Source organism: Reyranella sp. GW821-FHT12G01 (assembly GCF_058806575.1).
The window spans coordinates 315,046-327,250 of sequence record NZ_JBXAPV010000003.1; the positions used below are offsets into that span (position 1 = coordinate 315,046).

Here is a 12,205-nt window from a genome sequence, read left to right on the forward strand (position 1 = left end):
CCGGGGCAGCAAGGCAGACGGCTTCAGACGGGATGTTTCGCTAGGTGCGCCAACAGCAGATCGGTCGTCTTGACCGGTGCCTGGTCCATCACGAAATGACCGACGTTGGGCAGGACCTCCATCGCGAACGACGGCTTCACGAACTCCGCCGTGCCGTAGGCCGCATCGGGTCCGACCGTCGCGTCGACATCACCCCAGATATAGAGCGTCGGCACCTTGATGGTCCCGATATCGGCGGCCAGCCCCTTGTTAGAGCGATACCAGGCCAGCGCCGCTTCGAGCGCCTCGGGATTGCCCAGCACGGAGAGATGCTCCTCCAATGCCTGAGAGGGCACGCCCTGGCCGAACAGCCCGTCGCGCAGGCGCTTGGCATTGTCGGCCAGCAGCAGCTTGCCGGTCTCCGGTTCGAGGAAGGCGCGATGGTGGCGCGAGCGATGCTTCTGGTCGCCGTCTTCCTTGAGCAGGGCCTGGCGGAACGACACCGGATGCGGCCGCGACAGGATCGTGAGCGACGCGAGGCGACCGGGATGCGCATCCGCCACGCCCCACGAGACCTGGCCGCCCCAGTCGTGGCCCACGAGATGGAAGCGCTTGCCCTCGTAGCCCGCGGCCGCCGCGATCTCGATCGCGTCGTTCACCAGCTTTTCAAACGCATAGTTGGAAAGGTCAGCCGGATCGGGCCGTGCGCCCGGCGAATAGCCGCGTTGATCGGGCGCGACGGCTCGATAGCCCGAGGCCGCCAGCGCCGGCAGGGCCGCGCGCCAGCTATGCCGCGATTCGGGAAACCCGTGCAGCATCAGCACGAGCGGTCCGCCGACCGGGCCCTCGACATCCGTGGTGAATGTCAGGCCCGATCGGGTCTTGAGGTTCGTCGTCTCGACCATGATCCGGCGCAGGGCCGATCAGGCGACGCCGTTGGCCTTGAACCAGGCCAGCGCCTTCTTCCAGCCGTCCTCCGCCTGCTCCTTGCGGAAGGACGGGCGGTAGTCGGCATTGAAGCCGTGCGGCGTGTCCGGATAGGTGTCGATCTGCGACTTCTGCGCGGCCGGGCTGCCGGTCTTCAGGGCAGCGCGCATCTTGTCGACGCTCTCGTTGGAGATGCCGGTGTCGGCGCCGCCGTACAGGCCGAGCACCGGTGCCTTCAGATCCTTGACGATGTCGATCGGATGCTTGGGCGTGAGCGGCGTCGCGTCGCCGACGACGCGGCCGTACCAGGCCACGCCCGCCTTGAGGCCTGCGCTGTAGGCGGCATACAGCCAGACGATGCGGCCGCCCCAGCAGAAGCCGGTGATGCCGAGCTTGGCGGTGTCGGCCTTGCCCTCACCCTTGGCGAACGCGACGGTCGCGTCGAGATCGCCCAGGACCTGCTCGTCCGGCACCTTCGAGACGATGTCGCGCAGCAGAGCCTGCATGTCGCTGACGGCGGTGGCATCGCCCTGACGGAAGTAGAGATCCGGCGCGACGGCGTAGTAGCCGGCCTTGGCGAAGCGGCGGCAGAGATCGGCAATGTGCGCGTGCACGCCGAAGATCTCCTGCACGACGAGGATCGTGCCGAAGCCCTGGCCCGACGCCGGCATGGCGCGATAGGCGTTCATCTCCTTGCCGTCCTTGGTCTTCACCTTGACGACGCCGGCCGTGAGGCCGTCCGACGGCGTGGTGATCATCGTCTGCGCCTGGATGGGCTGCACCGACAGCGCGAAGGTGGTGCCGAGCGCCGCGCCGGTCGCCGTGACCTTCATGGCATTGCGACGCGACACGCCGCCTTCGTTCAGGGAAATCATGCGATCGCCGTCCATGTCCTGCCTCCTGATCTTGAAAAACGCCGCAGAGCCTATGCCGCAGGAGGACCTGCCCACAATCACAATTAGGCGATGTGATCCAGGTTCAGATACTCCGGGCTCTGCATTTCCATGAGTCGCGAGACGGTGCGCTGGAACTCGAAGGAACCGTCGCCTTCGGGGTAAAGGCCATTCGGGTTGCTCGCCGCCGAGCAGATGAACTTCACTTTCCTCTCATAGAAGGTGTCGATCATCGTCACGAAGCGGACGGCCTTGTCGCGGCTGTCCGGTCCCATCTTGGGGATCTCGGCCACAATGACGGTGTGGAAATTGTCGGCGATGCAGAGGAAGTCGGCGGCGCCCATCGGCTTGGCGCACCAGTCCATGAAATGCGCCATCGCGACACCGGGCGCCGCGCGCGGCACCTCGACGTCGCGGCCCTGGGTGCGCAGCACGCGCGGCTCGCCTTCGGCGCCGTTGCTCAGCGCGCGAAACGCATCGTCGAGCTTCTTCGTCGCCCAGGCGCCGAGCGGTGTCAGGTAGAGATCGAGTTCGCGCAGCCGGCCCATCCGGTAATCCTGCGCGCCGCCCAGCTCCAGCACCTCGAGCCGCTGCTTCACCAGCTCGATGAACGGCAGGAAGCGGTCGCGCTGCAGGCCGTTCTTGTAGAGATCGTCGGGCGCGCGGTTGGAAGTGGCGATCACCGTGATGCCTTCGGCGAACAGCGTCTCGAACAGCCGGCCGAGGATCATCGCGTCGGCGATGTTGGTCACCTGGAATTCGTCGAAGCAGAGCAACCGCGTCTCGCTGGCGATCTGCTTGGCGATCGGCACGATCGTGTCGGATTCCGGCGGTGCGCCCTTGGCCGCCAGCTCCTCGCGGCGGCTGTGCAGGCGGGCCTGCACCTCGAGCATGAACTCATGGAAGTGCACGCGGCGCTTCTTCTCGACCGGCGCGTCGGCAAAGAAGAGGTCCATCAGCATCGACTTGCCGCGCCCGACCGAGCCCCAGATGTAGAGGCCGTGCGGCCCTTCCGGCGCCTTCGGCGCATGGCCGAAGCCGAGACGGGCCAGGAAGCCGGTCTTGGCAGGCTGCGCCGTGGCCATCGCGCCGAGCTGGTCGTGAATCGCCTGCAATCGCAGAACGATCTTCTCCTGCACGGGATCGGCATGAATTTCGCCCGCGGCGCGGCGCGCGGCGAGATTGGCGAGCGGGCCCTTGCCGGTCGAGGGGGTGCTGGACTCCATTGCGGCGGCATACCTAGCTCACCGCCGCGCGGCTGCCTATAAGGTGCGGCGATGAAGATTGCGTTCCTCGGCACTTCCGCCTTCGCCGTCCCGGCCCTCCGGGCGCTGGTCGAAGCGGGCCACGACGTCGCTTGCGTCTATACGCGGGCCCCCAAGCCCGCCGGCCGCGGCCAGCAGGAGCGCCGCACGCCCGTGCACGAACTCGCCCACGAACTGGGGCTGGCCGTCCGCACGCCGCGCACCCTGAAGAACGACGAGGAGGCGCAGGCCTTCAAGGCGCTCGACCTCGATGCCGCCGTGGTCGTGTCCTATGGCCATATCCTGCCTAAAAGCTTCCTCGACACGCCGGTCCTGGGCTGCATCAACATCCACGGCTCGCTGCTGCCGCGCTGGCGCGGTGCGGCGCCGATCCACCGCGCCATCCTGGCCGGCGACGCCGAGACGGGCGTCACCATCATGCGCATGGACGAAGGCCTGGACACCGGCCCGATGCTGCTGGCCGAGAGCACGCCGATCTCCGCCGGCGACACCGCCGAGAGCGTCCATGACCGGCTGGCCGACCTCGGCGCGAAGCTGATTGTCTCGACCCTCGACGGGCTGCTGCGCCGAAGCATCGAAGCCGTGGAGCAACCGACCGAGGGCGTCACCTACGCCCACAAGCTCGGCAAGGAGGAAGGCATCCTCGACTGGCGCCGTCCGGCTGCCGAGCTGGAGCGCAAGGTGCGCGGCTTCCATCCCTGGCCCGGCACCTCGTTCGAGGCGCCGAAGGATGGCGGCGTCGAACGCATTAAGGTGCTGGAAGCGGCGCTCGCCCTGACGGGCGGAACGCCGGGCAGCGTCACCATCGCGCGCGACGGATTTCCGGTCGTGGCCTGCGGTGTCGGCGGCCTGAAGCTCCTGAAGCTGCAACGGCCCGGCAAGTCGGCGCAGGCGGCCGATGCCTTTTTGCGCGGCTTTGCGCTCAGCACAGGCACGGTGCTCGCTTCTCCCGAAGTCGTGCGGCTGCCGACCTGACGCCGTGCCGCGCTACAAGCTCACCATCGAGTATGACGGCGAGCCCTTCGTGGGATGGCAGCGTCAGCCGAACGGTCCCTCCGTCCAGGCCGCCCTCGAGGAGGCCGTGTTCGCCTACAGCGGCGAGCGCCCGCTCGTGCAGGCCGCCGGCCGCACCGACACCGGCGTGCATGCGCGCGGCCAGGTCGTGCATCTCGACTTCAGCGAAGAGAAGCCGGTCGAGACCATCCGCTCGGCGATCAACTTCCACCTGAAGCCCCAGCCCGTCGCGGTGCTCTCGGCCGAAATGGCGCCGCCGGGCTTCCATGCGCGCTTCTCGGCGACGGGGCGGCGCTATCGCTATCGCATCATCAACCGCCGCGCCCCGCCCGCGCTCGATCGCGGCCAGCTCTGGCACGTGCCGGCTTCGCTAGACGTCGCCGCGATGGCCGATGCCGCTTCGGTGCTGGTCGGGCACCACGACTTCAACAGCTTCCGCTCGACCTCCTGCCAGGCACCGTCGGCACTGAAGACGCTCGACCTGCTCAACGTGACGAGCGTCGGCGAGGAGATCCACGTCGACGTCAGTTCACGCTCGTTCCTGCACAATCAGGTGCGCATCATGGTCGGCACGCTGACGCTCGTCGGGCGCGGTCAGTGGTCCCGTCGCGATGTCGAGGAGGCGCTCGCCGCCTGCGACCGCACACGCGCCGGACCGACGGCGCCGCCCCAGGGACTTTGCCTGATGGAAGTGCGCTACGATCTAGGCGCCGACCGCCATGCCGATGCCGAGGAAACGGTCGACGATCAGTGACAGGAAGAGCGACGGCACCCAGTTGACGATCAGCAGGAGCGAGGCGAGCGGCCAGCTCACCCCCAGCATCGTCCGCGTCGTCACCAGGAACCAGTAGAAGAACAGCCCCTGCAAGCCGATGCGGATCAGCTCGCCCAGCGCCGAGGGAACCAGCGTGGCCAGCACCACGCCGATCACCGCCACGATCATCGCCGGCAGGTTGACCCAGTTCAGCGCCGAGATGTAGCGCGGGAAAGAACCCAGCCAGTTGCGCCGCCGCGCGATCTCGTAGAACAGCACGGGGAACAACAGCCAATCGACGACGTAGCGCAGCGTCTCGACCAGCACGATCTCGAGATCGTCGGCCGCCGGGGTCACGCCGGCATAGCGGATCAGCATCAGCGTGACGTGCAGCGGCGCCACCAGGATCATCACCTGGAACGAGCGCACGCAGGCTTCCAGCGTGTTGTCGAAGTAGGACGGGGACGCCGGGTCGCGCTTCAGGAGCCCGAGGGCGCCCTGCATGCCACGGGCGATTTCGCCGGCGTTGAGCACGCAATCAGACCGCGAAGTAACGGTCGAGCACCGTTTCGTAGACACGGGCCAGCGTCTTGAGATCGGCGACCGCACTCTTCTCGTCGACCTTGTGCATGCTCTCGCCGACCAGCCCGAACTCGAGCACCGGGCAATAGCTGCGGATGAACCGCGCATCGGAGGTGCCGCCGGTCGTCGACAGCTCGGTCTCGACGCCCGCCACGTCGCGCACCGCGCCGGCGACGAGGTCGCTGAGCGGGCCGGGCGGCGTGTAGAACGATTCACCCGAGACCTGGACGCTGTATTCGACGGTGCCGTTGCCGCCGAGCGCTGCATTGGCGCGCTCGATGCGCTCCTGCAGGTGCGCGAGCAAGGTCTTCGAGGTCCAGAGATCGTTGAAGCGCGTGTTGAACCGCGCCTTGGCGACGCCCGGCGCGATGTTGGTCGCGGGGTTGCCGACATCGACGGTGGTGAACTGCAGCGAGGTCGGCTGGAAATGCGTGCTGCCCTTGTCGATCGGCTCGCGCACCAGCGCCTCGATCATGGCCGAGAGCCGGTGGATCGCATTGTCGAGCCGCTCGGGATACGCGACATGGCCCTGCACGCCGCGCACGGTCATGTCGACGGTCATGCTGCCGCGACGGCCGATCTTCATCATGTCGCCGAACCGGCGTGAGCTGGTGGGCTCGCCGACGATGCAGGCATCGATCGTCTCGCCGCGCTCGGCCAGGCGCTGAAGCATCTTCACGGTGCCGTTGACGGCGGGACCTTCCTCGTCGCCGGTGATCAGCAGGCTGATCGAGCCGCCGAAATCGCGGCCGCGACGACTGAGGAAACGGGCGGTCGCATCGGTGAAGGCCGCGATCGCGCCCTTCATGTCGGCCGCACCACGGCCGAACAGATAGCCGCCCGACAGTTCGGCCGCGAACGGTCCGATCGTCCAGGACGACAGGTCGCCGACCGGCACCACGTCGGAATGGCCCGCGAAGCAGAAGTGCTTACCCGCGGTGCCGATGCGGGCATAGAGGTTGGCGACGTCGTCGGTGCCGGCCTGCGTGAAATCCATGCGCTCGCACGTGAAACCGAGCGGCGCCAGCGTCTGCTCGAGAAGTTGCAGCGCCCCTGCTTCACGCGGCGTCACGCTCTCGCAGCGGACGAGCGTGCGCGTCAGTTCGATGACATCGGTGGCGTTGGTGCTGAGCGTATCGGGCATGGGCCGGACACTACAGCCCCGCTCCCGCCCTGAGAAGTGCGGCCCCGGGAAGCGCGGCAAAAGAAAAAGGGCGCCGGCTCAGGCCCGCCGGCGCCCAGTCATCTTGAGAGAGAGGAAGATAGTCTTGCTTGATTGAACTCGGTCGGATCGATGGCCTCAGGCCACCATGCGGTCGGCCTCCTGCAGATTGACCGAGACGAGCTGGGACACGCCCCGCTCGGCCATGGTCACGCCGTAGAGGCGATCCATGCGCGCCATGGTGACGCGATGATGGGTGATGATCAGGAAGCGCGTGTCGGTACGGCCGGCGATGTCGTTCACCAGGCCGCAGAAGCGTTCCACGTTCAGGTCGTCCAGCGGCGCGTCCACCTCGTCCAGCACGCAGATGGGGGCCGGGTTGGTCATGAACACCGCAAACAGCAGCGAGAGTGCCGTGAGCGCCTGCTCGCCGCCCGAGAGCAGCGACATGACCTGCAGCTTCTTGCCTGGCGGCGAGGCGTGGATCTCGAGGCCGGCCTCGAGCGGGTCCTCCGACTCGGTGAGCCGCAGCTCGGCCTTGCCGCCGCCGAACAGCTTGGTGAAGAGCTGCTGGAAGTGGCCGCTGACCTGCTCGAAGGCGGCGAGGAAGCGCTCGCGGCCCTCGCGGTTCAGGCTCTGGATGCCCTGGCGCAGGCGGCCGATGGCGGCGACCAGGTCGTCGCGCTCGGTCGTCATGCCGGTGATCTGCTGCTCGAGTTCGTTGGCCTCTTCCTCGGCGCGCAGGTTCACGGCGCCCATCGTCTCGCGCTCGTGCACCAGACGCTCGAGCTTGTGCTCGGCCTTGTCGAGTTCCGGCAGCTCTTCCAGCGACTGGACCTCGGCCAGCGCCATCACGCCGTCGGGCTCGCAGCGCAGCCGCTCGAGGATACGCTCGACCACGGACTCGCGATCCTTGGTGGCCTGTTCGACCTGGCCCTCGCGGCGGACACGATTCTCGCGCGCGTTGCCCATTTCGGTCTCGGCCTGGCGCAGCGCCTTGTCGGCTTCGCCCAGGCGGGTCTCGCCGATCGCCAGACGATCGGCCGCTTCCTGGCGGTTGAACTCGGCCTTCTCGATCTCCTCGCCGAGCACCATGCGCTTCTCTTCGATCTCGGCCGGCTTGGCGGCGAGTTCGGCGATCGCGGCGGCGGTCTGCTCGTGCCGCGCCTCGAGTTCGACAATCTGGCCGTCGGCCTCGCTCAGGCGCTTGCTCCAGCCGGCATGGTCCTGCGCGATCTGCGCCAGACGCTCGACTCGCATCGCCGACTCACGGGCGAGACGGCTGCACTGGCTCTCGGCCTCGACGAGCGCGGCCCGCAGCTCTGCGATGCGCACGCGCAGCGCACCGGCGGCGGCGCGATCGGCCTGGGTATCGGAGATCGACGACAGGCGCGCCTCGCGGAAGGTGCGGCGCATCTCGACGTCGGCGATGTCGCCCAGCACTTCGGCCACCACCGTCTCGATGCCGGCAAGGCGGGTGCGGAGCTGGTCGGTGCGGCGGGCGATCTCGACGTGACGGTCGCGGGCCTGCGTGGCCAGGCGCTCGGCGGTGCCGATGGCCGACTGGGCAGCACGCTCGGCGGCGCGGGTCGCCTCGCCGGCATCCTGCGCCTTGCGGCGGGCGGCGTCGGCCACGCTGCGCTCATGGGCGCGGGCCTGGTCGACGCAGGTCTTCTCGGCGTCGCGGGCGGCGGCGAGCCAGGTCTTCTCGGCATCGACGCGCGCCTGCTCGATCGTCTGCTCGGCGACGGCGCCGTCGATCTGGTAGCGGATCTCGGCCAGGCGGTTGCGCTGGCTGAGACGCACCGCGGCGGTCGACGGCGCACCGGCGCGCATCGTGTAGCCGTCCCAGCGCCACACGGCGCCCTCGCGGGTCACGAGCTGCTGGCCGGGCTTGAGCGCCGCCTGCAGCGCAGCACCAATCTCGTCGTTGGCGACGATGCCGATGAAGGCCAGGCGACGGGCGAGTTCCGGCAGCGCACCGACATGCGCGCCGAGCGGCGTCGCGCCCTCGGGCAGGGCTGGCGTGTCGGTCAGAGAGTCGAGCGGCAGCCAGTGAACCGGCGCGCCACGATCGGACGAGGCTTCGAGCTCGTCGCCGAACGCCGCGCCCAGGGCCTTCTCGAAGCCCGGCTCGACGGTCAGCGCATCGAGCAACGGCGGCCACAGCGAATCGGCGGCCGACTTCAGCGCGGCGGCGACGCCGGCTTCCTCGGCGCGCAGCTTGGTCAGGCGCGCATTGGTCTTCTGGACGGTCTCGACGGCCGTGGCGTGGCTCGCTTCGGCGGCTTCGCGCTCGGCGGCGCGGGCGCGCTCCATGTCGAGCCGCTCGGCTTCGGCCTTGGCGACGGCGACACGCGCGGCATCCGATTCATAACGCTCGGCCTCACGCGCGGCCTCGATTGCCTCCTGGCTGGTGAAGCGCGTTTCCTCGAGCGCGACACGCGCCGCTTCGAGTTCTGCCTCGACCTCCGGCAGCGCCGGCAGGTTCGACAGTTCGGTTTCGAGCTGCTGCTGCTGCGCGGTGACCTCGTCGCGGCGCGACGACAGGCGGCGCAGCCGGTCCTGCAGTTCGGCGATCTCGCGGCCCACGCTCTGGCGCAGCGCCTCGTCGTCGGCGATCTGGCGCGTCAGCGCGTCGTGCTCGGCCTCGGCTTCGTTGGTCCCGGTGCGCGCGGTGTCGCGGGCTTCCTCGGCGGCGAAGGCGCGATCCTCTTCGCCGAAACGCTCTTCTTCGAGCCGCTCGCGCTGGCTGTCGAGATCGGCGATCGCCGTCTCGGCGTCGCCCTTGCGGCCGCGCTCGCGCGACAGATCCTGTTCGGTCTGCTGCAGGCGCCGCTCAGCCTCGAACTGCGCGGCGGCGACACGCTCGCCCTCGGCGGTCAGCGCATCGTGCGCGACGCGCAGGCGCTGCAGGCCGGCCGCGGCGGCGGCCTCGTCGTTGCGCAGCGGCGGCAACGCGGTCGCGGCTTCGGCCTGCGCCGTGGTGGCGAGACCGACCAGGCGCGTGAGGTCGGAGACCTGCGCCTCGGCTTCCTTCAGGCGCTCGGCCGACTCGGCCAGGTCACGCTCGGCATTGGCGAGCTTCAGCGCCAGGACGGCGGCTTCGGCGCGACGGATATGGTCGGACAGGTTGCGGTAGCGGCTGGCCTGGCGGGCCTGGCGCTTCAGCCCCTTGTGCTGCTCTTCCAGCGCGACCAGCACGTCCTGCACGCGCGCGAGGTTCTGCTCGGCGGCGCGCAGGCGCAGCTCGGCCTCATGACGGCGGGCGTAGAGACCGGTGATGCCGGCCGCCTCGTCGATCACCGAACGGCGATCGGCCGGCTTGGCATTGATCAGCGTGCCGATGCGGCCCTGGCTGACCAGCGCCGTCGAACGCGACCCCGTGGCGGCGTCGGCGAACAACGTCTGCACGTCACGGGCGCGGATCTCGCGGCCGTTCACCGAATAGGCCGAGCCGTTGCCGCGCTCGATGCGGCGCACGACGTCAAGCTGGTCGGTATCGTTCACCATCGCCGGCGCGGTGCGGGTCTTGTTGTCCAGCGACAGCATCACCTCGGCGATGTTGCGCGCCGGGCGCTGGCCGGAGCCGGCGAAGATGACGTCCTCCATCTCGCTGCCGCGCATCTGCTTGGCGGAGGTCTCGCCCATCACCCACTTCAGCGCCTCGACCAGGTTCGACTTGCCGCAGCCATTGGGTCCCACGATCCCGGTCATGCCCGGCTCGATGCTGAGCTCGGTCGGGTCGACGAAGGACTTGAAACCGGAGAGCCGGAGCTTGTCGAACTGGACCATTACACCACGCCTGTCTGGTTACTTGCCTGAGTGTCTACTTGGCGAGCTTGCCGAACACGCCGTCGAGTTCCTCGACCGTGCGCGACCCGCGATAGAGCTGGCCATTGATGAACAGGGTCGGCGTCGAGTTCACGCCCATCGTCTCGCCGCCCTTGTAGTCGTTGATCACCGCGTTGCTCATCGCCTCGTTGGCGAGGCAGGTCTTGATCTCGTTTTCGCCGAGGCCCGCGATGCGCAGGGGCTTGGCGAGTTCGGCCACCGGATCGCTGGCCACCGCCCATTGCGGCTGGCTGCGGAAGATGAGGTCGATCACGCCGAAATAGCGGTCGTTGCCCGAGCACTCCGCGATCTGGGCGGCCTTGGCCGCGACTTGGTCGAGCGGGAAGTCGCGATAGACCAGCTTCACCTTGCCGGTATCGATCCACTTCTTCTTGATCTCGGGCAGGACCTGCGTGTGGAAATGCGCACAGTGCGAGCAGGTAAGCGAGGCGTATTCGATCACGGTGATCGGCGCCTTCGGGTCACCCAGAATATGGTCGCCGGGCTGCACGGACTCGAGCGCGGCCTTGTTCGGCGCGGACGCGGAGGCGGCCGCGACCGGCGGCGGGGACGACGGCGCACGGGTGCCGAAGTAGACGCCGGCCGCAATCGCAGCCACCGCCACGACACCGCCGGCGACGATCAAGATATTCCGCATTTGCCCCTACCCTCTCCACTACATCTTGGGAATTACGCCTGTGGGGAGTCAAACAATTACCGCCCCACCTGGGCTAAAATCGCTGCGATCGCTTCCATGCCGCCGGGATTGCCGTACGGCTGCTCGTTGATGAACAGAGTGGGGGTCGAAGTGACCCCCAGCGTCTGCCCGGACTGCACGTCGGCGATGACTTTGTCCAAAAGCCGGTCATTGGCGATGCAGGCCTGCGCCTGGGCCTCGGTCACCCCCCGCTTCGCCAGCACGGTCATCAGTTCCGCCGCCGGATCGGGCGCGGTCAGCCACTGGACCTGGGTGCGGAAGATGGTGTCGACGGCGTCGAAGAACTTGTCGGGTCCGGCGCACTCGGCCAGCAGGCTGGCCCGCGTGGCGATCGCATCCGAGGGATAGTGGCGGTGGATCAGCTTCAGCTTGCCGGTATCGATCCAGTCGCGCTTCAGAGCCGGCATCACGGCGGCGTTGAAGGTCGCGCAATGCGGGCAGGTGAACGAGGCGTAGTCGATCAGCACGTTGGGCGCATCGGGCTTGCCCAGCACATGGTCGTCCGGCAGCGGCTCGAGCAGCTTTTGCGGCGGCAGTTGCGCACGCGCCCGGTCGGGCAGGCAGGCCGCGCCGATCGCACCGAGGCTCCCCAACACGAAACCGCGCCGGCCGGTGGCGATGCGCGCGCCCAGCTTGGCCAGCGCCTTGCGCAGATCGGGGTCCTGCACGCTGGCCGTACGGCTGGCCATCGTCTGTTCGACGACCGGATCGGGCCGCTGCACCTTGGGTGCGGGCCGCGGCGCCGAGATGGCGCCCTGCACGATCCGCACGTCGTCGATCACCCTGTGCCCGAAATAGGCGTTAACCCGTTCCACGATCTGGCCGCTCCTGTGCTGGACCTCTAGGGCAGCGGCGCCGGAAACCTTCAGCCGCAATGCCTTGCCGGCACGCGCACCTCGCCCGGCCAGCAGCGCGTCGGGCCGGGTGGTGCGGGCGAGCTCCGGTCCCACGACCGCCGGCCAGTCGGCCTTCAGTCGAATGAGAGAGGTGCTGCGGCCCTTCGCCATGCCAGACGTGAGCTTCTGGGCCAGACCGCCGATCGCACGGAAGCCGTTTTCGCGCATGGACCCTTTCAAA

General features: G+C 68.5%; 10 protein-coding genes. 2 read left to right on the forward strand and 8 right to left on the reverse strand.

Features of this window, described 5'->3' with window-relative positions; genetic code table 11:
* Positions 1 to 23 precede the first annotated feature (23 nt).
* The 3 genes from AC1RP5_RS26575 to zapE form a co-directional block, all read right to left on the reverse strand.
* Entirely contained in the window at positions 24 to 884 is an 861-nt protein-coding gene (locus AC1RP5_RS26575; protein WP_493115795.1) for an alpha/beta fold hydrolase, read from the reverse strand.
* 18 nt (positions 885 to 902) lie between these two features.
* On the reverse strand, positions 903 to 1,781 hold the full coding sequence (locus tag AC1RP5_RS26580) for a dienelactone hydrolase family protein (RefSeq protein WP_493116303.1): 879 nt from the start codon (positions 1,779 to 1,781) through the stop codon (positions 903 to 905).
* 83 nt (positions 1,782 to 1,864) lie between these two features.
* Positions 1,865 to 3,025 (reverse strand): cell division protein ZapE, encoded by a 1,161-nt coding sequence (zapE, locus tag AC1RP5_RS26585; protein WP_493115797.1) that lies wholly within the window; start codon positions 3,023 to 3,025, stop codon positions 1,865 to 1,867.
* Between the two features lie 51 nt (positions 3,026 to 3,076).
* On the opposite strand from zapE, the gene fmt reads away from it, so the two are divergent.
* Together fmt and truA are read left to right on the forward strand one after the other, a co-directional pair.
* Positions 3,077 to 4,039 carry a methionyl-tRNA formyltransferase gene (gene fmt, locus AC1RP5_RS26590; protein WP_493115799.1) on the forward strand — a complete coding sequence of 321 codons (963 nt, stop codon included), beginning with the start codon at positions 3,077 to 3,079 and terminating at the stop codon, positions 4,037 to 4,039.
* A gap of 4 nt (positions 4,040 to 4,043) precedes the next feature.
* Positions 4,044 to 4,832 (forward strand): tRNA pseudouridine(38-40) synthase TruA, encoded by a 789-nt coding sequence (truA, locus tag AC1RP5_RS26595; protein WP_493115801.1) that lies wholly within the window; start codon positions 4,044 to 4,046, stop codon positions 4,830 to 4,832.
* Here truA and AC1RP5_RS26600 read toward each other — a convergent pair.
* The 5 genes from AC1RP5_RS26600 to AC1RP5_RS26620 form a co-directional block, all read right to left on the reverse strand.
* A complete protein-coding gene (locus AC1RP5_RS26600; RefSeq protein ID WP_493115803.1) occupies positions 4,782 to 5,366 on the reverse strand; it encodes a hypothetical protein in 585 nt (194 codons plus the stop codon). The genes truA and AC1RP5_RS26600 overlap by 51 nt on opposite strands.
* A gap of 4 nt (positions 5,367 to 5,370) precedes the next feature.
* Positions 5,371 to 6,558 (reverse strand): succinyl-diaminopimelate desuccinylase, encoded by a 1,188-nt coding sequence (gene dapE / locus AC1RP5_RS26605; RefSeq protein ID WP_493115804.1) that lies wholly within the window; start codon positions 6,556 to 6,558, stop codon positions 5,371 to 5,373.
* Between the two features lie 156 nt (positions 6,559 to 6,714).
* On the reverse strand, positions 6,715 to 10,371 hold the full coding sequence (locus tag AC1RP5_RS26610; RefSeq protein ID WP_493115806.1) for an AAA family ATPase: 3,657 nt from the start codon (positions 10,369 to 10,371) through the stop codon (positions 6,715 to 6,717).
* Between the two features lie 34 nt (positions 10,372 to 10,405).
* The gene (locus AC1RP5_RS26615) at positions 10,406 to 11,068 is read right to left on the reverse strand and encodes a DsbA family protein (RefSeq protein ID WP_493115808.1); all 663 of its coding nucleotides are present in this window, start codon (positions 11,066 to 11,068) and stop codon (positions 10,406 to 10,408) included.
* Between the two features lie 56 nt (positions 11,069 to 11,124).
* Positions 11,125 to 12,192, reverse strand: a complete 1,068-nt coding sequence (locus tag AC1RP5_RS26620; RefSeq protein WP_493115810.1) for a DciA family protein — start codon at positions 12,190 to 12,192, stop codon at positions 11,125 to 11,127.
* Between the last annotated feature and the right edge of the window lie 13 nt (positions 12,193 to 12,205).

Coding starts and splice junctions, on each gene's coding strand:
- AC1RP5_RS26575 (WP_493115795.1), bottom strand. CDS start 884: ATGGTCGAGACGACGAACCTCAAGACCCGATCGGGCCTGACATTCACC.
- AC1RP5_RS26580 (WP_493116303.1), bottom strand. CDS start 1,781: ATGATTTCCCTGAACGAAGGCGGCGTGTCGCGTCGCAATGCCATGAAG.
- zapE (WP_493115797.1), bottom strand. CDS start 3,025: ATGGAGTCCAGCACCCCCTCGACCGGCAAGGGCCCGCTCGCCAATCTC.
- fmt (WP_493115799.1), top strand. CDS start 3,077: ATGAAGATTGCGTTCCTCGGCACTTCCGCCTTCGCCGTCCCGGCCCTC.
- dapE (WP_493115804.1), bottom strand. CDS start 6,558: ATGCCCGATACGCTCAGCACCAACGCCACCGATGTCATCGAACTGACG.
- AC1RP5_RS26610 (WP_493115806.1), bottom strand. CDS start 10,371: ATGGTCCAGTTCGACAAGCTCCGGCTCTCCGGTTTCAAGTCCTTCGTC.
- AC1RP5_RS26615 (WP_493115808.1), bottom strand. CDS start 11,068: ATGCGGAATATCTTGATCGTCGCCGGCGGTGTCGTGGCGGTGGCTGCG.
- AC1RP5_RS26620 (WP_493115810.1), bottom strand. CDS start 12,192: ATGCGCGAAAACGGCTTCCGTGCGATCGGCGGTCTGGCCCAGAAGCTC.